This window comes from Pedobacter suwonensis, from assembly GCF_900111825.1.
GTDB classification, from domain to species: domain Bacteria; phylum Bacteroidota; class Bacteroidia; order Sphingobacteriales; family Sphingobacteriaceae; genus Pedobacter; species Pedobacter suwonensis.
Genome location: NZ_FOJM01000003.1, coordinates 332,376 through 352,315, shown reverse-complemented (window position 1 = coordinate 352,315; position 19,940 = coordinate 332,376). Strand labels below are relative to the sequence as shown.

The following is a 19,940-nucleotide window of genomic DNA, read 5'->3' as shown; positions in this document are numbered from 1 at the left end:
GATGAATATTAATGACTAATATAAGAATATGATTAATAATTTATACTTTAAATCAATATTAAAAATGCTGAAGTTATTATCGACCATAATTTTTCTGATGTTAAGTCAACAGCTTTATTCTCAAGGCAGGGATGGGAATATTGCCGTAAACCTGAAAAAAAACGAAGAAAATCGTGTTTATTATTCGAACGAAGTAGGTGTAAAAGCTCGCTTACCGAATGGAGAAATTGGATGGGAAAAATATCTTTTAACTCACTCAAGATATCCTAAAATGCCTAAAAAGGATAAGGCCATTGGAAGAATTTTTTTATCATTTGTAATTGAAAAGGACGGTAAGATAACAGATGCAGTAATAACACGCGGTTTAAATATTAGGTGTGATGAAGAGGCATTGAGGTTATTGAGATCATCCGGTAACTGGGTTGCTGCAACTCTAAAATCAAAAAAGGTTCGTTCAAAAGGTAATATTAGCATCGCTTTTGGATTGGATTAACTTCATTAAACTACCTTTGTTAAATAAACCTGATTGGACGAATGCCGATTCCTTCTATCGGCAGAAGGGAAAGCAGGGCTGAACCCTGCTATGGAAAACTGAACACTCATTTCCAAAACCTAAAACAAAAAAATCCCAACCACTACTGATCGGGATTTGTATTTTCACTAGGAATAAGACCTTAGGGCCTAACTTCTCTATCCTGCTTCTTAACTATCTGCCAAATGGCATTTTAGGCATGCCTTTCATCATGGCTGCTGCGGCTGCAGGATTAGAAAACTGCTTCATCATTTTACGCATGTCTTCAAACTGTTTAATGAGCTTGGTTACTTCTTCAACCTTGCTTCCTGAACCTTTTGCAATACGTAAACGGCGACTTTGCTGGATGCTATCCGGATTTTCTTTCTCAAATGGTGTCATCGAATTGATGATGGCTTCAATTGATTTGAATGCATCATCCTGGATATCTACATTTTTCATCATTTTACCTACACCTGGGATCATGCCCATCAGATCTTTCATGTTACCCATTTTCTTGATCTGCTGAATCTGGTTGTAGAAATCGTTGAAGTCGAATTTATTTTTACGGATTTTCTTCTGCAATTCTGCAGCTTCTTTCTCATCGAACTGCATCTGAGCACGTTCAACAAGCGAAACCACATCACCCATGCCTAAAATACGCGATGCCATACGATCTGGATAGAAAACATCCAGGGCTTCCATCTTCTCGCCAGTACCAATAAATTTAATAGGTTTGTTTACTACCGATTTAATGGAAAGGGCTGCACCACCACGGGTATCGCCATCCAGTTTGGTTAATACAACACCTGTAAAATCTAAACGGTCGTTGAATACTTTGGCCGTATTTACCGCATCCTGACCAGTCATTGCATCCACTACAAATAAAACCTCGTGTGGTTGAGTTTGGGCTTTAACTTCGGATATTTCGTTCATTAATGACTCGTCGATCGCTAAACGACCAGCCGTATCAATAATGATGACGTTATTCCCATTTTGTTTACCATGTGCAATACCCTCTAAAGCTATGCCAACAGGATCATTTGAGGCGCGGTTCGCATAAACAGACACCCCAACTGAAGTTCCTAAAACCTCTAATTGGTCTACGGCCGCCGGGCGGTACATATCGCCTGCCACCAATAAAGGTTTTTTGCCCTTACCTTTCAGGTGTAGGGCCAGTTTACCGGCAAAAGTGGTTTTACCTGCACCGTTTAAACCTGCAATTAGAATGATGGTAGGATTTGCTTTTGTATTCAACTCTGTAACTTCGCCACCCATTAAGGCCGCAAGTTCATCGTTCATTATCTTGGTAAGCAATTGACCTGGAGAAACGGCGGTAAGTACGTTTTGTCCCAGAGCTTTCTGCCTCACCTCATCAGTAAAGGCTTTTGCTGTTTTATAGTTAACATCGGCATCCAGCAATGCTTTGCGGATTTCTTTCATGGTTTCTGCCACGTTGATTTCCGTAATACTGCCCTGCCCCTTTAACACTTTAAATGCTCTATCTAGCTTGTCCTGTAAATTATCAAACATCTTTTTTTAAGCTAAAAGCCTTATGCCAGAGGGCAAAAAGCTACTTGTTTTTAATAAAGGGCAAATGTATCAAATTTTGCTTGTAAATCGCTGCACCTCAAAGTCAAAACTTTGAGGTAGTAAATAAAATTTTTCTTCTTGTGCAACATTCTGGTTTAAGGCGCGGTCTTATATCTAACTAAGCTAAACAAATGAAACGCTGCCTCCTCATTCTTTTTGTATTTTCTTATGCTTTTTCTCAAGCTCAGGATATTTCAAAACAGCGCCAAATGGAAGCGAAAAGGGCGCTGCAAAGCCCTAAAATAGATGGTATTTTGGATGATGAGTGTTGGAATAATGTCCCTATAGCTACTGATTTCATTGAGATCAGGCCAAATCCTGGAAAGATAGAAGGTCATGACCGGCGCACTGAAATGAAAGTGATTTATGATGATGTAGCCATTTATGTTTATGCCCGTATGTATGATCATCCTGACAGTGTTTCGCACGAGTTGGTTTCGAGAGATAATATTGGAAACGCCGACTTTATTTCGATTATTGTTGACCCTTTTTACGATAAAATGAACGGAAACGGCTTTTTTGTTACTGCTGCGGGAGTGCAGTTTGACGCTAAATATTCGCAGGTGGGCGATGAAGACGCCAACTGGAATGCGGTATGGGAAAGTGCAGTTAAGATTGACGATAAAGGTTGGACCTGTGAAATGAAAATTCCCTATTCAGCCCTTCGTTTCTCGAGCAAAGGGGTGCAAACTTGGGGGTTGAATTTTAGCCGAAGAATACAACGGAGCAATACACAGACTTTTTGGAATTTCGTCGACCCTAAAATAAATGGATTTATCAATCAGGAAGGCCTTTGGACGGGGATAAAAAATATTAAGCCACCATTAAGGTTGTCTTTTTCTCCCTATGTTTCAGCTTATGTAAACCATTACCCTGTTAATCTGCCTGGTGTTAAAAACACCACATCGAGATTTAATGGCGGTATGGATGTTAAATACGGGATCAACAACAGTTTTACCCTCGATATGACTCTGGTGCCAGATTTCGGTCAGGTACAATCCGATAACAGTATACTGAACCTCACTCCTTTTGAAGTGAAATTTAATGAAAACAGACAGTTTTTTACCGAAGGCACGGAGCTGTTTAACAAAGGAGATCTTTTTTATTCTAAACGGATCGGTTCTATACCAGCCTATTATAATTATAGTGACGTAGGCAGCACCGATAAAATTGTAAAAGATCAAACAGAGGCTAAGGTGTTAAATGCAACAAAGATTTCTGGCCGAACTGCAAAAGGCCTTGGTATTGGCATTTTTAATGCAGTTACCAGTAGTATGGAAACCGAGGTTGAAGACACTCACGGCAACATTCGGATGGTGGAAACGCAACCACTTACCAATTATAATATTTTGGTTTTTGATCAGTCGTTGAAGAACAATAGTTCGGCTACATTTATCAACACGAACGTGCTCAGACAAGGCACGGCTTACGATGCAAATGTGAGTGCTTTGCTTTTCAATATAAATAATAAAGGCAATAAATATTTCGTAAACGGCGTTGGTAAAATGAGTTATTTAAGGGGAGAAGAATCGCGGACAGGATATAGTTATACACTGCGGTTTGGTAAACAGAGCGGCAACTTTACCTGGAGTTACAATCAGGTATATGCTGATGATAAGTTTGATCCATCAGATATGGGTTTCTTTACCAATAACAACTTCTTAGATCAGCGGATAGGCATTGGTTATAATGTGTATAAACCAGGCAAATGGTATAATCAATTTGAAAGCTGGATTAATTTAAATTATTCGCGCAGAGCAATACCAAGTGTTTACCAAAAAACAAGTACAAATGCAGGATATTGGGTACAGTTTAAAAATTTATGGTCGGCAGAATTGGATTTAAGCTGGGAAAGAAAAGGAAATGATTTTTATGAGGCACGAAACGGGCAGTTGTACCGCGCACCAGAAAATTATGGTATCAGTCTTTATGTAAACCCCAACAGAGCCAAAGCCTATAATTTTGGCGGAAATGTGCGCTACTTTAAACAGCAACTATTTGGAGGAAAACAGTATAACTTTTACCTTTTTCAGAACCTGCGGTTGAATGATCAGATTGCCTTTGGGTTAGACTTGAATTTTAACCCTAATTACGACTACGTAAATTGGGTAACGGCGCAAGGCAACCAGGCTATTTTTTCGAAATATGACCGCAGGACAGTAGAAAACTCTTTCGATGCCAAATACACCTTTACCAATTTAATGGGGATAACTGTTGTATTAAGACATTATTGGAGTGATAGAAGAAATAAGGAGTTTTACCTGCTTAATCCTGACGGACATTTAACAACATACCAAGGTGTGCCATTAACCGGGCTGGATAGGAATTATAACGTATTTAATATTGATTTAATTTATACCTGGCAGTTTGCTCCAGGCAGCACTTTATCTGTTTCTTATAAAGATGCAGCAGAAACTTACGATACTTATTACACCCCACGTTACAATAATAACCTGAGCGGGATTTTAAATGCTCCACAAAACAACAGTCTTTCGGTTAAGTTGTTGTATTATGTTGATTATCTAGATCTTAAGAAAAAAGGGAAGAGAGATTAAACTCTTTTTCGTCATGCTGAATTTATTTTACAAGTAGAAGTAGTGTTTTCAATTGTCTTGTAGCTACTGTGTGGTCAGCACCTTTCTTGCAGTTAAGACCCTGAAATAAATTTACTGCGTAGCTTTCCGCTTCGCTACAGGTCAGCGATCTCTTGAGACCAGGAAATAATCTACCTTGCTTTTGCCGGACTTATTCCAAATTTCTTGCTAAAAGCGCTGCTGAAATGCTGTACTGAAGAGTAACCCAGTTCGTCGGAAATATTTTTGATGTCTTTGCTGCTATCGGCCAGCAGCTCTTTAGCACGCATTAATTTATAATCGCTCAAATAACCAAAAACAGTATTTTTAAACACTTCTTTAAAGCCGTGTTTCAGTTTAAATTCATTTATACCTGCGGTTTTGGCTAGTTCAGTTAAAGACGGTGGATGATTGGCATTGGCCAGCAAATATTCGCGGGCATAATAGATCCTTTCTTTATCATAAGCTGATTTAATAGCAGAATTTACGGTTTTCTTAGCAGCTTCTTCAAAAGCCTGAGCCTGTAGCGCAAGCAGTTCCAGACATTTAGATTGAAGAAACAATAACTTTAATCCGCCGGTAAACTGACAATTCATAATATCTTTTATACAACTGTGCATAGCCAGGCTGATGGGGAGGTTTTCTGATGAAATTTCTACCGGGCGGTTGTTCATAATGTTTTCAGCAAAATTCTTTAAAAGGTTGCTGCTCTCACTGGTTAAATCGATAAAGCGGTTTCTTTCAAAATTTACTTCAAAAAATTTATGCGGTTCGTTGGTCTTGAATTCTGCCATCCCGTCAAAGTCGGGGCTATAGATAATATTATGCTGGTTTCCTTTGATATTCAGGCGTTTGTTGGTGAGGTAATTTTCCATGATGCCCCCGCCAGCGAGTGCAAAATGAAGTTCCACCATATCAGGTTCGTCGAAAGCTTTAATACGCAAACGGCTTTGCTTTACCAGCATATCGCCATAAACAATATAAATGCCCGAAAAAGCAATCTGCACAATCTCTGCATCACCAAATGGAAAACTGTATTTGTCGCGCCGCTCAGTTACCAGCGCCGGTTGAAGTCCGGCATTGTCAAACATGCTTCCTACAGTATAATGCTTATTGTCGCTATCGTAAATCTTTAAGGCCATAAAATCCCTTTAATATAAACTTTAATCCTTTTGATATAAAAAGGGGCCTTAATCAGACCATTACTTTTGTTCAAAGTTACTAAACAAAAAGATACGATGACAAAATTACCATCCTGGCTGGCCGATACAATGGAAAAAGTGATCAGCAATAAAATATATCAGGTAGAGGTTGTAGAAACTAAAATGTTAAGCAGCAACTTAAAGTGTGTTACCTTTAAAGGTGGTTTTTTCGAAGCTGAATTTATTCCGGGAATGGAAGTGCTGTTTAGGGTTAACGCAAACGAATACCGTCATTATACACTGTCTGCCTTTGATAAAACGAAAGAAACCTGCGAAGTGATCTTTTATTTAAACAGGCAGGGACCAGGGCACCACCTGGCCGTAAATATCCAAAAAGGAGACCGTTTAAAATTAATTGTAGACCGGGCAAAGGTAAAATACAATAAATCATCTAATCAGCATTTCTTTTTTGGCGACGAAACCAGCCTTGGTTTGTATGAATCGTTAGGTAAAAAGGTAATTGATGAAGATGTAGAGTATTTTGGGATTCTGGAACTTCAGGAAGAAAACCTGAATTCAGTGAAACACCTTAAATTATTGATTGATACCGTACCCTCTGACCTGAACGCCCCGGCGAAAAATGCCATCAGCTGGATGGAAAATATGCACCCGCTCTGTTGGGAAATGTGGCAAAATGCTACGTTCTATTTAACAGGCAGGGCAAAATCAGTACAGCAGTTTAAACGGTACCTAAAACAAAGGGGCGTAAGCTTCAGGCAGATTATAACAATGCCCTATTGGGAAATGGGTAAAGTTGGTGGCGGCTAAACCTACCTTGGAAAGGTAAAGCCAAAGCCCAAGGCCAGCGTTTGGTTAGCCTGTATTTTATTCGTATCCATATCGGTATCAAACAACAACACTCCTGTTAAGCTCGTATTCATAAACCGGTTGATTTTTGCTGTTAGCGCAATATCCAATCTATGGTCGATTTTACTTGGCTTAAATTCCTGATATGGAATAAACATGGCATACCTGGCTTTCAGGTTGGTATTGGTAAAAATATCTTTGTCAATTGCACTTACAATCTGGAAAGCAAGTTCATTTTTGAATTTCTTCCCTTTGTCTACCCCATAAGCTTCTTTTTTATCTTTTTCGTAAACGGCAGTATCGAGCACGAAAGTCTGTCTGGCTGTACCTGTGCCGATTCGGGTAGAAAAATACTTGACTGGTTTATACTCCAAACCGATCGATTCAGTTAAGTAACCCGGTGACATAAATTTCGAAATCAGCACTTGTTGCTCATCGCCTTTTCCATCTCTATAATACCTGAAACCTTTGTCAAACTGGGATTCGAAACTCACCGATCCAAAGAAGAACCAACTTTTCGATAATTGAAAAGACGCTTTATTATCCCAAAAAATACGGTCGTTGGTTTTCTTTTGCAGCTGATCTTTGTTTTTGATTTTCCCATACTGTAAAACCACTTCGCTCACATAACTATAACTGTTTTTGTTATACTCCGCTTTCCAGTTAACCAAACCGCCAACGGCTACCGAATTGGTACCCCCACCCTTCCAGTTATTACTGAACTGCGCCTGGTTAATGTTGATGCCGATATTGGTTCTTGTTTTCCAATAATTAATCTTGGCGTTTACCACCAGGGGCTTAATTTTTACAGGTTCAAAGTTTAACGGGCCCTGTCTGCTTGGCAGTGGACTGCGTTTCAATTTAATGTTCAGGTCTTTAGTATTGATTGGAATAGTATCAATTTCCTGTGCATGTAATTGGGTAGAGCAGAAACTTAGAATCAGGATGATGGCAGCTAAACAGTTCTTCATTACCTACAAAGAAAACGAAAAATTTTAGAGATAAAAAGCATTTAACAAAATGATTACCAGAACAGCTATTCAGGTAAAAGTAGAGGAAATAGTTTCACCTTATCTTGATCCAGCCATACCAGTTACCCTTTTTAAGGTAATTTAAATCAGTTTCATGAGTGTAAGCTTCCTTTTCAAAAACAATATTCCGATAGGCCAGATTGTGTTTTTTGTATCTGATCAGATTGATCAGATAGTTAAGCAAATATAAGATATAAAAAGGGAATACAAGTAATTCCAACTGTTGGCGCAAGTGGATTTTCTCGTGGTTGATAATTTCCTGATCGTTTTTAAACGCTGCCGATTTTAGCAGAATAAATGGAAAGATGGCCATGCCTGCTGCGGGTAGTTTTTTAACAATCAGGACTGGTGCGTTCACAACTTATCAATCGTTATTTTGGGTAATGCAGGCAATTGTAGGGCTTTAGGGTTTAACCTGTAGCTTTTATAGGCGTTTCTGATGAAAAGATTAAAAGCATAATCTGTAGCATCCAATACAAATTGATAGGTTGGGCGGTATTGCTGCATAAAATCAGTCAGTTCAGCGTCTTTTATGCCAAGTACCTGACTAACCAGATTGGCGTTGAAGCGATAATCGATCAGGTCTTCACGATAATCTTTTTCCAGGACTTTTTGCAAATGACGGGCATTTCTCCCCTGCCTGCTTAACAGGTTATAAATGGCATCGATGCCTAAGCCAACACCGCCGTTGCCTAAATTCAATAAATCTTTACTACTCCCTTTCAAGGTTTGGTAGCGGTATTCCTGAACATTTTTTTCATATTGCTGCTGCGGGGTCAACCTTTTTTGTTGAATAACTACATCACGTAATCTGATACCAAGTGATCTGAGTTGAAAATATGCAGCAGTTTGCCCCTTGAAAACAATCGTATCTACGCCATAGCCTGATAAAGCTGCAACCAAGGTATCACCAAGAAGAGCAAACGTGCTAAATTCGCCTTTTGTATTGTTGTATAAACCATCACCCGTACGGACATTATAAATATAAACCTTCGCTAAACGTTGCTTGGTTTCTTTATCAATAACAATACCCTGCACAGGTTTATTTTGTGCATAAATCCACGTAGAGAAGCCAAAAACAAGTATAAAAGGAATAAAAAATTTCATTCAGCTATAAAACTACAAATATCTTGCTGGCTATTTTTTTACTTAACATTATTTAACCTTCAATGTTTGGCCTATTTTAATGGTTTCGGTGGTCATTTCGTTCAACATTTTTAGCTCATCAACGGTTAAATTAAAGCGTTTGGCTATGTTGTAAAGTGTATCACCTTTAACAACGGTATAAGTGCCGTCGGCAAGGATCGGTTTAGCACCGGCAGGTGGCGTTTCTACGGGGGTAAACTTAGCCTTTTCCTGGGGGATATTTTTATTGATTTCTGAAAAAACACGATCTTCTCGGGCAATTTTTTGCTTTTCGCTCTCCGGTTGATCGTATTGGTAAAGCTGATATTTTTCGATGGTATTGATCAACAAGTCCGGATATTTTGGATTGGTTGCATAACCTGCGGTTTTCAACCCTTGCGCCCAGCTCTTATAATCATTTTTGTCTAATTGGAAAAGAAAACTGTAGCGCTTGCGCTTTAAAAATTCAGAATGGTCTCTGAACGATTCGCGGGCATCTTTATACACCCTAAAACAGTCATTTTTCTGGTCGTCATCGCGGAAATAGTTTTTTCCCTTCCAGTCTGATGTACATTTGATGCCAAAATGGTTGTTGGCATACTTGGCCAGATCGCTGTTTCCACTACCCGATTCCAGGATTCCCTGTGCCAGAGTAATGCTTGCCGGAATACCGGCGGAGTTCATTTCTTCTATAGCCACACCTTTAAATTCATCAATATAACTTAAGGTGTTGTAACTCTTATAATTGTTGTTGTTTGCTTTGTTCGCTTCTTTTTCAATCTTTTTATTGTTTTTAGAAAACTTTCTGGTACCGCAGGAACTAAAAAAAACAAGGATTGCAGCGATTAAAAGGTAATGATGATATGAACGCATTATGTGGTGATGTTTAATCGGTTAATGGTTTAATTGATGAACTGTGGACTGAAAACTGGTTAATTGTGAACTCATGACTCCCAGCTCCCAACTCAAAACTTAATTCGCTGCCCTGGCTTTAAATTTGCCTTTTTAATACCGTTTTTTTGCATAAGGGATTTAACGGTTGTGCCTTTCTTTTTGGCAATAATACTTAGATTATCGCCAGATTTAACCGTGTATAACTTTATTTTTCTTTTATTTTTTGCCCGGCGGTGGACAGGAGCTGCATAAACAGGTTCTACATAGCCCTCCGGCCGCTCATCGTATTGATAGAGTTCGTATTTTTTAATTAAGCCTATTACCTGACTGGCCCAGCTTCTGCTATGGGCGTAGCCACAGCGGCGGATGCCATAAGTCCAACCTTTATAATCATACTGATCATACTTCCCAAAAAGATTGTTAAAAGGCTCCCGCGTTTCCATAATTTCTACAAAATGGCTGTAAGATTCGTCGGCGTTTAGATAATCACGATATGAGGATCGGATTTCCGCGTTGTTATTTGGTCCTTTTACGCCGAAATGGTTATTGAGGTGCTGTGCGATTTTACTATTTCCGGCGGCAGATTCGTGAATGGCAACAGCTAAAATAACGCTGGCCGGAATTTTATGATCATGCATTAAACCTTGTGCACACGCTACATGTGCTGCAATATAGTCTTCAGTATTCTGTGCTTTCGCAATAATTCCTGTTAAAAGGAACAGGCAGAAAGTAAAGATTTTTTTAGTCATGGTTAACTGTACAAATTATTTAATTGGTTAACTGTACGATTAACCGATTAAAACAATTAACCGATTAACCACAATATATTAAGCTTTCTTCCTGATCACAAACAAACCATCCCGCACCGGTAGAATTAATTTCTCAACACGTTCATCAGCAGCTATCTTATCATTAAAACTAGTAATATTTCTGGTGTCTTTATCCTGTTTCTCCTGAAGTACTTTTCCACTCCATAATACATTATCAACAATGATCAGCCCGCCTAGGCGAACACGCTCAAAAATGAGATCATAATATGTACCGTTGTTTTTTTTATCTGCATCGATGAAAACAATGTCGAAAACTTCATCTAAACCTGCAATCATAGTAGTAGCATCGCCGAGGATGTAACGAATCTGATCATTATAGGCTGATTTGGCAAAGTTATGGCGAACCATGTCTTCCAGTTCTTCATTAATATCCAGCGTATACATTAGGCCGTCTTTAGTTAATCCCTCTGCGAGGCATAAAGTTGCGTAGCCGGTAAAAGTGCCGATTTCCAGGATCCTTTTAGGGGAAACCATTTTACTGAGCATGCTCAATACCCGGCCCTGGTAGTGGCCGGAAAGCATGCGGGGCATTAACACTTTAAGGTTGGTTTCACGGTCTATGTGTTGAAGCAATTCGCTTTCAGGCTCGCAATAGGCAATTAGTAAATCCTGTAAATCGTCGTTTATTAGGCTCATTTTTGGTTATAAACGGTTACTTTCCATAAAATATTGTAAAATAATGGTTGCGGCAATGGTATCTACCCTGTCTTTGTCTCTTCTGTCGGTTTTTTTTAGCCCGCTCTGCATAATGGCCTGCTGCGCCATTTTGGAAGTAAAACGTTCATCAACCCAATACCTTGGGATATCGGGAAATGATTTTTTCAGCAGCGTAGCAAAACCTTTCACATGTTGAGCAGAATCAGACGGCGAACCATCCATTTGTTTGGGATCGCCCAGTACAAAGGCCTCAACCTGCTCGTTAAGCATGTACTTTTTAATATATTCAATCACATCTTTAGGATGTACCGTGTCCAGGCCTGTTGCAATGATCTGCAATGGATCGGTTACGGCAATGCCGATGCGTTTTGTTCCGTAATCAAATGCGAGGATCCTTGCCATAAAAAATAAGCGTTAGGGGTTTGCGTAAGCGCTGACCCAATCTTTTAATTTTAAAAAGTTCAAAGGTAAGGTTTTTGAAATAATAGATATAACAATGGAAATCTAAACGGTGATGATATGTCTCGATACTTCGTCATCTCGACCGTAGTGGAGAGATCTTTTGAATTTATTTAATAATTTGATTCAAAAGATCTCTCCATTCCGCTGTGCTTCAGTCGAGATGACGATTTTCTATTTGAATATGCAATTGTAGATATGATATTTCGACGAGTTTAGCGTCACAAATCCGATTCGAATTAAATCTATTTCAGGATATAAATTAATACTCCGAAAGTAAGAACATGGTCACTTGTGTGTGAATCTCATATCTATTTCTTATTTTGCACCAAATGCAGTTTAAAGAAATCATCGGACAGGAAAGAGTAAAGCAACAATTGGTGCAAACGGTTAAGGAAAACCGCATTAGCCATGCGCAGCTATTTTTGTCGCCTGCCGGTTCTGGTGCTGTACCCCTGGCGATAGCCTATGCGCAATACATCAATTGCCTAAACAAGGGCGAGCGTGATAGTTGCGGAGAATGTTCGAGCTGCAGAAAGTACGAGCGTTTAATTCACCCTGATCTGCATTTCTCCTATCCTTTTTTCGCCTCAGCAAGTGTAAAAACGGCTGTGGATGTGCTGGAAGAATGGCGGGGCATGTTACTGCAGGATCCTTATTTTGATATGGATATCTGGCGTTCTAAACTCGATGCAGCCAATAAACAGGCCAATATTAATATCGCCGAATGTCACGATATTATTAAAAAGCTAAGTTACAAAGCCTTTGAAGCCGAAACCAAGGTTTTAATTATGTGGCTTCCCGAATACCTGGATAAGGCCGGGAATGCCCTGTTGAAATTAATTGAAGAACCGCCGGCAAATACCTTGTTTATTTTAATCGCCCAAAGTCAGGACCAGATTTTAACCACTATTTTATCCAGAACGCAAATTGTAAAGATCCCAAAACTTTCTTCGGAAGAGGTGACCGGATATCTGTTAAATTCGAGCGGATTAACGGAACATCAGGCTATTGATTATTCTTTTTTAGCCGACGGGAATTTAATTGAAGCAAAAGCGCTTGCAGCAGATACACAAAGCGACAGTTCAGGTACATTTACGGCCTGGTTAAGGATGGGTTTTGGCAATAAGGTACCCGATTTAATCGATTTTACCGATGAGGCGGCCAAGTGGGGAAGAGAAAACCAGAAGAATTTTTTAAAATATGGCGTAAATTATTTACGCGAGTGCTGTTTAATTTTAAGTGGTGCCGAAGAATTGGTCAAATTACCGCCGCTTACCTTTGAAACCGCCAAAAAACTCAGTACACACGTGCTTACCTTGCCCATGGCAGAGGCCATTATCAGCGAATTGGAAAAGGCACATTACCACATTGAAAGAAACGCGAACCCGAAAATTCTGTTTTTAGATGTATCTTTACAATTGGTAAAAATTATCAAGTTTAAAACGCTCCCTGCGGGGACTCAATATATATACAATTAATATGGGATGTGGAAGTTGTTCAACAGGTGGTGGTTGCACCCCTAATGGATGCAAAAGTAATGGCTCATGTGGCACCGGTGGTTGCCAGACAATGGAAGTGCACGATTGGCTGTCTAATTTGGATATGCCTTCTAATTATAAACCTTTTCAGGTTACAGAGATTAAATTTAAGGGCTCTCGTAAAGAGTTTTTCCTCAATAGCGATAATATTTACCTTGAAATTGGAGAACTTGTTGCCGTTGAAGGACCAACAGGAGGTTTTGATGTAGGACATGTTTCGCTTACCGGCGAGCTGGTGCGGATCCAGATGAAACGCCGCAAGACGACCCTTGATCAGGTAACCAAAAAAATCTACCGTAAGGCTACTGAAGCCGATGTGGAGAAATGGAATGCCGCCAAAGGAATGGAATGGGAAACCATGCACAAGGCAAGAAAACTGGCATTGGATCTCCGTTTGCAGATGAAAATCAGCGATGTGGATTATCAGGCCGATAAAACGAAAGCCACTTTCTTTTATACTGCTGATGGGCGTGTGGATTTCCGCGAGCTGATCAAAAAAATGGCAGAAAGTTTTCGCATCCGTATTGAAATGCGCCAGATTGGGATGCGACAGGAAGCCGGCCGTTTAGGTGGAATCGGTTCGTGCGGTCGCGAGTTATGTTGCTCTACCTGGTTAACCAATTTCAAAACGGTTTCTACCGCTGCGGCACGTTATCAGAATTTATCACTAAATACCTTGAAGCTTGCCGGGCAATGCGGTAAATTAAAATGCTGCTTAAATTATGAGCTGGATACCTATCTGGATGCGTTGAAAGATATTCCTGATAGGATTGAAAACCTGGATACCGAGGCGGGTTTTGCTCGTCACCAGAAAACGGATATTTTTAAAAAAATCATGTGGTTCAGTTATCAGGGCGATGAAAACTGGATTCCGGTTAAAGCTGCACGTGTAAAAGAGATCATGGCGATGAATAAGGCGGGTAAAAAAGCACCGAACTTAAAAGAAGAAGCCGTTCAGATTGCTGCTCCTGTTGTAGTAGAGAAATCATTTGATTACGAAAATGTTGTAGGGCAGGATAGTTTAACCCGCCTTGACGAACGTTCTCGTGGTAAAAACAACCAGAATAGGAACAACCAGAAAAATAACCGCAGTAATAACCAGAATAAGAGAGAAAGAATTACTGCCGGAGAAAAAAGCGCAGGAGCTAACAACGGGCCTCAGCAGCCTCAACAGGTTACCCAAAAAGCGCAAAAAAGTGGAAAACAACAGCCTAACGGAGGAAAGCCGCAACAAAATTCTGGTCAAAAGCCTCAACAGGCGGTACCGAAGCCGCAGCATGTAAATGGGCCCAAACCGCAAAATAACAAACAGAAGCAGCCACAGGCCCCAAAAACAGTAGTTAAAACTGAAGGGAATGTTGGCGTAGATGGTGCCAGGCCAGAGCAGACCAAAAATAAAAACAGAAATAACCGTAGGAAAAACAATAACCGCCGAAACAATAATAATGGCTCAGAAAATAAACCTGCTGCTGAATAAAAGGCAAATCATTTTACTTGCCTTTTTATGGATGGTTACCCTTTCTGTGGGTTGCACAAACAGTGTAGTTGATAGTAATGTTGAAATTGCCGACCGCAGGTGGACTTACCGAAACCATGTTTCTACAACTTTTGATATTAAAGATAATACCAAAGCGTATAATATTTATTTTAAGTTAAGGCATACCGCCAATTATAAATATGCCAATATTTTTATCCTGGCCCATTTTAAAGATGGTAAAAAGGTGTTAACCAAACGTTATCAATATAAACTGGCTAAAAATGATGGCGAATGGTTGGGTAGCGGTTCAGGAAATGTATTCAGTTATACCCTACCCATGTTGACCAACCATTATTTTCCAAGAAATGGTAAGTTTGAGATTGAGATTGAACAGAACATGCGCGATAATCCGCTACTGGAAGTGAGTGATGTTGGTTTAACTGTAAGTGAATCCTTAACTAATTGAAATTAATCATTCGTGAAAATACCTCTCTTTAGATTACTCTTTTTTGGTTTAATCTTAACGCTTTCATCATGTGTAACCGTCTATCAGCTCAGCCCGGCGAAAAACAACTTCAACTACAAAAACGATATTGAATATGAAGTTTATGGAATGAGTTCTGCAAGTCAGCAAGCCACAGGAAACAGCCGAATAGTTGCCAAAAAAGGCTATACCTTTGTTAGCGTAAAGACGAAGGTGACTAACAAAACAAATGAAACCATTGATATAGACTTCTCAGAAGTTTCATTACTGGATCTTGTAAATAAGGTGAAATATCCGGTCTCTTTTGTTTACCAGGCTACAGTTGTATCAATACCAGCAAAAAATAAAACAACTTTAGGTCCTCAAAAAAGTTTAAAAAGAATATTGCTGATCAGCTATCCAGATAAAATGAAGCCTGAACTTTTAGAAATTAATGGTGAAAGGTATGAAATTCAGTTTTCAAAGTAATTTATAGGTGTTTTAACAGGTTTTCCAGTTTCATTCCCCGTGAGCCTTTGAGTAATACTAAATGATCATGAATTAAATTTTCTTGTAAGTACCGGTCAGCCTCGGCCGGCGTTTCGAAGAATATACCTTTAAAATTGCCTTTAAATGCATAGAAATCCTTCCCGATGAAAATGATTTGATCTAAACCACTTTCACTGGCTTGTTTTGCAATAAGTTCGTGCTGATTTGGGGACTCAGGGCCTAATTCAAACATATCTCCCAATATGGCAGTCTTTTTATCGGCTGATATTACCGATAGATTTTTCAAAGCCGCTGACATACTGCTTGGGTTGGCGTTATAAAAATCACAGATCACCGTATTTTTCTCCGTTTTGTTGAGTTGCGAACGGTTATTTTTCGGTTGATAATTTGATAAGCCAATATTTATTTCTTCAGGCGCCATGTCGAAAAAGTCGCCTATGCAGATTGCAGCCAGAATATTTTCGAAATTATAACTGCCGGTTAAATTGGTTTTTACCGATGATGAAACCTCATGATTGGTCCAGCTCACTTCGATAAAAGGATCGCTGCTTTTTAATTCCCCTTTAATGGCATTTCCATTTTCGGTTCCATAATAAATGAGCTTGTTTAAACCCGCGGTCATGCACATCTCAAGCAAATGCGGATTGTCTCTGTTGATAAAAGTATAACCATTGGTTTGTTTAAGGTAAGCATAAAGTTCAGCCTTACCTTTTTTTACGCCTTCAAAGCCACCAAAACCATCTAAATGTGCCATGCCAACATTGGTAATAATGCCATGGGTGGGTTGTGCTATAGCAGATAGTAATTCTATTTCTTTCTGGTGGTTTGCGCCCATTTCAATTACCGCGATCTGCACATCATCTGTAATAGATAGTATGGATAGCGGAACACCAATATGATTGTTTAAGTTACCAAAAGTGGCAAAAGTTTTATACCGTTCAGATAAAACCGCATTTATAAGTTCTTTGCTCGTTGTTTTTCCATTACTACCCGTTAAACCGATAACCGGTATACCAAGCTGTTTGCGGTGATGGCGTGCCAGATCCTGTAAACAGCCTAGCACATCCTCAACCAGTAAAAACCTATCGCTTTGCGCATATTTTTCTTCATCAATTACAGCAAATGCAGCCCCTTTTTCTATGGCCTGGGCCGCAAATTCATTGGCATTAAAATGATCTCCCTTCAAGGCAAAAAAGATACAACCAGGTGTAATGTTTCTTGTATCAGTGGATATGGTTGAGTTTTTCTGGTAGTGTTCGTATAATTTTTCGGTTGTAATCATGCCTATGGTAAAAAATATCATGTAAAATTAAGCTTTCGCGACAACAAAAAACAAAATTTGTACATTAGGTAAAATTATTTCTTATGAAAAGACTCTTAACGATCTGTTTAATCACCCTTGGTGTGGTTTCATTTGTGCAGGCACAAATACAATCTCCTGATGAATTTCTCGGATACCAGTTAGGTTCGCACTTTACCCCTCACTATAAAGTCGCTGATTATTTTAGGCAAACCGCTGCTGCTTCTGCCAAAAACATGAAATTGATAGAATATGGAAAAACCAATGAGGGCAGACCGTTAATGGTGGCGATTGTGTCTTCGCCGGAAAATATCAGCAAACTGGAACAGATTAGGGCTAATAATTTGGTTTTGGCAGCAGGCACCAATAATACGATTGATCTAACTACCCAGCCTGCTATACTTTGGTTAAGCTATAATGTACATGGTAATGAGGCAAATTCAACTGAAACCGCAATGAAGATGCTTTATACCCTGGTTTCGGGCAATAACAAGCCGGCCAGCGAGTGGTTGAAAAATACTGTTGTGGTAATCGATCCCTGTTTGAACCCTGATGGAAGAGACCGATACGTAAACTATTTTAACAGTGTTGTAGGTAAAACACCTAATCCCGACCCTTCATCAAGAGAACACATCGAGCCTTGGCCAGGTGGCAGGCCAAACCATTATTATTTCGATTTAAACCGCGACTGGGCATGGCAAACCCAGATTGAAAGTCAGCAACGTTTGGCTCTATATAATCAATGGATGCCGCAGGTACATGTCGATTTTCATGAGCAAAGCTATAATGAGCCCTATTATTTTGCCCCTGCGGCAGAACCGGTTCATCAAGACATAACACCCTGGCAAAAAAGTTTCCAGGTGGTGGTCGGTAAAAACAATGCCAAATACTTTGATGCCGAAGGCTGGCAATATTTTACCAAAGAACGGTTTGATCTGCTCTATCCCTCTTACGGGGATACCTATCCTTTGTACAATGGATCAATTGGTATGACTTACGAGCAAGGGGGCATTAGGGCCGGATTATCAGTGGTAACCAATGATGGTGATACCCTAACACTGAAAGACCGTATTGCACATCATTTTACCACAGGAATGTCTACCCTTGAAGTAACTTCCTTAAACCATCAGAAATTATTAGCAGAGTTTAAAAAATATTTCCAGCAGGAATTAACTAATAGCCCGGGTATTTATAAAAGTTATATTATAAAAGCGACCAGTTTATCACGCTTAAAAAAACTGGCAGAACTGTTAAAAAGAAATAAGATCGAATTTGCCTTTGGTGGCGATAAAACCGGAAGAGCTTACGATTATGATACGCAAAAAGAAGAAAGTTTTAGCGTTTCCCGGAATGATTTAATTGTAAACATCCAGCAGCCAAGGGCAGTTTTGGCTAATGTTTTATTAGAACCACAAACTGTTGTAACTGATTCAAATACTTATGATATTACGGCCTGGGCCCTACCCTATGTGTACGGATTAAAGGGCTATGCCAGTAAAGAGAGTATAAAGGGAAAATTCCCGGCAATTGAAGAACCAACGATTATCAATACTGAGGTTGAGAAACCACTGGCCTGGCTTTTTAACTGGGGAACCCGCGAAGATGTTAGGGTTTTAACGGCATTGCAAAAAGAAAATATAAAGGTGAGGCAGGCCGATCAGCCATTCTCGGTAAACGGAAGAGATTATCCTGCGGGCACATTGATTGTACTGAGAGCAGAAAATGAAAAAACAATAAGGGGAATAAAAGATAAAATAGCCTTTATTGCTAAAATGCAGGATAAACCCATTCAAGCCGTAAGCAGTGGTTTTGTAGAAAAAGGTAAAGATTTTGGGTCTAACGTTTATCCATTGTTAAAACAGCCTAAAATAGCGATTGCCTCAGGTGCGGAAGTTTCCTCTCTGGCCTTTGGTGAAGCATGGTTTTTTTTGGAACATGATCTGAATCTTTCTCCTGTTATTATTAATGCCAAAGATTTAAATAACCTGGATATCAATAAGGTAAATACATTGATTTTGCCCGATGGTAGTTATAGCGCTTTTATTGGCGATGGTTTAACTGCCTGGTTAAATAAAGGTGGAAAACTGATTTTAATGGAAGATGCCATCGAGAGTGTATTGGATAAGAAGGGTTTTGACGTTAAAAAGAAAGAGGCTATTGTCAAAAAAGATGAGAAACCAGAAGCGAACAAACTTCTTTTTAAGGATAAGAATAAGGATGATTTTGAAACGACCATTCCCGGCGCAATTTATAAGATCAATCTTGATTCTAGTCATCCTTTTTCTTATGGTCTGGGCAAAACTTATTACAGCTTAAAAACCGATCGTAAAATATATGAGCCATTTGTTCAGGGATGGAATGTGGGGTTGATCAACGAAAAAAGTTTAATGGCCGGTATTGTAGGCAAAAAAGCAAGAGAAGAGCTTAAAAGCGGACTGCTTATCGGAGTGCAGGATTTCGGGCGGGGCCAGGTTGTTTATTTAGCTAACGACCCACTTTTTAGGAACTTTTGGGAAAGCGGTAAGACCTTGTTTTCGAATATCATATTTTGTGGGTATTAAAAAAGTGTATATATAAAAACTTCTAATTTTCTCTCTATTCAAAAAGATTCTAAGAAAAATTACTATTAACGCCGTTTTTTTTTATTTGATAATGAAAGATTCGTCGAGCTGTGTCTTGTCGTCTAGCAGGGCACATCATCTCCGTTTTACTTAAACCCTGTCTGATAAATTTTCGGACTCCACTGAACAAGCTGTGCCACAGGTTTTAAAAGAATGGCGAAGCCATTATGGATGCCAATGAAAACAAGATCAAAAAACGAATAAATTTTCAGCGGGGATTTTGTGTTTCCTTTTGATGCCAACAAGAAAGAACCCTTAGGCGACATATCGGTACCGATTATTAATCGTTAGCCGAGGCAAGACCAAGCCGTAGGATCAGAAGCATTATTTATATTGATTTTTATAT

The 19,940-nt window shown here is 39.4% G+C and carries 18 protein-coding genes; 8 read left to right on the top strand and 10 right to left on the bottom strand.

Annotation, left to right across the window (positions count from 1 at the left end; genetic code table 11):
• The first annotated feature begins 28 nt into the window (after positions 1-28).
• Entirely contained in the window at positions 29-493 is a 465-nt protein-coding gene (locus BM107_RS06030; protein WP_090981278.1) for an energy transducer TonB, read from the top strand.
• A 213-nt stretch (positions 494-706) separates the two neighbouring features.
• On the opposite strand, the gene ffh is transcribed toward BM107_RS06030, so the two are convergent.
• Positions 707-2,044, bottom strand: a complete 1,338-nt coding sequence (ffh, locus tag BM107_RS06025; protein WP_090981275.1) for a signal recognition particle protein — start codon at positions 2,042-2,044, stop codon at positions 707-709.
• Positions 2,045-2,235: 191 nt separating this feature from the next.
• Between ffh and BM107_RS06020 the strand changes: the two genes are divergently transcribed.
• Complete coding sequence (locus tag BM107_RS06020; RefSeq protein ID WP_090981273.1) at positions 2,236-4,659, top strand: DUF5916 domain-containing protein; 2,424 nt, start codon at positions 2,236-2,238, stop codon at positions 4,657-4,659.
• Between the two features lie 170 nt (positions 4,660-4,829).
• Here BM107_RS06020 and BM107_RS06015 read toward each other — a convergent pair whose 3' ends face one another.
• Positions 4,830-5,819 carry a helix-turn-helix transcriptional regulator gene (locus BM107_RS06015; RefSeq protein WP_090981271.1) on the bottom strand — a complete coding sequence of 330 codons (990 nt, stop codon included), beginning with the start codon at positions 5,817-5,819 and terminating at the stop codon, positions 4,830-4,832.
• Positions 5,820-5,915: 96 nt separating this feature from the next.
• Between BM107_RS06015 and BM107_RS06010 the strand changes: the two genes are divergently transcribed.
• Entirely contained in the window at positions 5,916-6,647 is a 732-nt protein-coding gene (locus tag BM107_RS06010) for a ferredoxin reductase domain-containing protein (RefSeq protein WP_090981269.1), read from the top strand.
• Positions 6,648-6,649: 2 nt separating this feature from the next.
• Here BM107_RS06010 and BM107_RS06005 read toward each other — a convergent pair whose 3' ends face one another.
• From BM107_RS06005 to ruvX, 7 genes are all read right to left on the bottom strand, one after another.
• On the bottom strand, positions 6,650-7,657 hold the full coding sequence (locus tag BM107_RS06005) for a DUF3078 domain-containing protein (RefSeq protein WP_090981267.1): 1,008 nt from the start codon (positions 7,655-7,657) through the stop codon (positions 6,650-6,652).
• Positions 7,658-7,751: 94 nt separating this feature from the next.
• Positions 7,752-8,075 carry a hypothetical protein gene (locus tag BM107_RS06000; protein ID WP_244278741.1) on the bottom strand — a complete coding sequence of 108 codons (324 nt, stop codon included), beginning with the start codon at positions 8,073-8,075 and terminating at the stop codon, positions 7,752-7,754.
• The gene (locus tag BM107_RS05995) at positions 8,072-8,824 is read right to left on the bottom strand and encodes a hypothetical protein (protein ID WP_090981265.1); all 753 of its coding nucleotides are present in this window, start codon (positions 8,822-8,824) and stop codon (positions 8,072-8,074) included. Before BM107_RS05995 ends, BM107_RS06000 begins: the two co-directional genes overlap by 4 nt.
• Before the next feature lie 48 nt (positions 8,825-8,872).
• On the bottom strand, positions 8,873-9,715 hold the full coding sequence (locus BM107_RS05990; protein WP_090981263.1) for a glucosaminidase domain-containing protein: 843 nt from the start codon (positions 9,713-9,715) through the stop codon (positions 8,873-8,875).
• 92 nt (positions 9,716-9,807) lie between these two features.
• Positions 9,808-10,485 carry a glucosaminidase domain and LysM peptidoglycan-binding domain-containing protein gene (locus tag BM107_RS05985; RefSeq protein ID WP_090981261.1) on the bottom strand — a complete coding sequence of 226 codons (678 nt, stop codon included), beginning with the start codon at positions 10,483-10,485 and terminating at the stop codon, positions 9,808-9,810.
• Positions 10,486-10,563: 78 nt separating this feature from the next.
• A complete protein-coding gene (locus BM107_RS05980; protein ID WP_090981259.1) occupies positions 10,564-11,202 on the bottom strand; it encodes an O-methyltransferase in 639 nt (212 codons plus the stop codon).
• Positions 11,203-11,208: 6 nt separating this feature from the next.
• On the bottom strand, positions 11,209-11,625 hold the full coding sequence (gene ruvX, locus BM107_RS05975) for a Holliday junction resolvase RuvX (RefSeq protein WP_090981257.1): 417 nt from the start codon (positions 11,623-11,625) through the stop codon (positions 11,209-11,211).
• Positions 11,626-12,014: 389 nt separating this feature from the next.
• Between ruvX and BM107_RS05970 the strand changes: the two genes are divergently transcribed.
• The 4 genes from BM107_RS05970 (at position 12,015) to BM107_RS05955 (ending at position 15,652) form a co-directional block, all read left to right on the top strand.
• On the top strand, positions 12,015-13,163 hold the full coding sequence (locus BM107_RS05970; RefSeq protein ID WP_090981255.1) for a DNA polymerase III subunit: 1,149 nt from the start codon (positions 12,015-12,017) through the stop codon (positions 13,161-13,163).
• Between the two features lies 1 nt (position 13,164).
• On the top strand, positions 13,165-14,700 hold the full coding sequence (ricT, locus tag BM107_RS05965) for a PSP1 domain-containing protein (RefSeq protein WP_090981253.1): 1,536 nt from the start codon (positions 13,165-13,167) through the stop codon (positions 14,698-14,700).
• A complete protein-coding gene (locus BM107_RS05960) occupies positions 14,669-15,166 on the top strand; it encodes a gliding motility lipoprotein GldH (RefSeq protein WP_090981251.1) in 498 nt (165 codons plus the stop codon). The genes ricT and BM107_RS05960 overlap by 32 nt, the downstream gene beginning before the upstream one ends.
• A gap of 147 nt (positions 15,167-15,313) precedes the next feature.
• On the top strand, positions 15,314-15,652 hold the full coding sequence (locus BM107_RS05955) for a hypothetical protein (RefSeq protein WP_090981249.1): 339 nt from the start codon (positions 15,314-15,316) through the stop codon (positions 15,650-15,652).
• Between the two features lies 1 nt (position 15,653).
• Here BM107_RS05955 and BM107_RS05950 read toward each other — a convergent pair whose 3' ends face one another.
• Positions 15,654-16,955: a UDP-N-acetylmuramoyl-tripeptide--D-alanyl-D-alanine ligase gene (locus BM107_RS05950; protein ID WP_208864341.1), complete on the bottom strand. Its 1,302-nt coding sequence runs from the start codon at positions 16,953-16,955 to the stop codon at positions 15,654-15,656.
• An 83-nt stretch (positions 16,956-17,038) separates the two neighbouring features.
• Here BM107_RS05950 and BM107_RS05945 point away from each other — a divergent pair, with 83 nt between their 5' ends.
• A complete protein-coding gene (locus BM107_RS05945) occupies positions 17,039-19,534 on the top strand; it encodes a M14 family metallopeptidase (RefSeq protein WP_090981247.1) in 2,496 nt (831 codons plus the stop codon).
• Positions 19,535-19,940 lie beyond the last annotated feature (406 nt).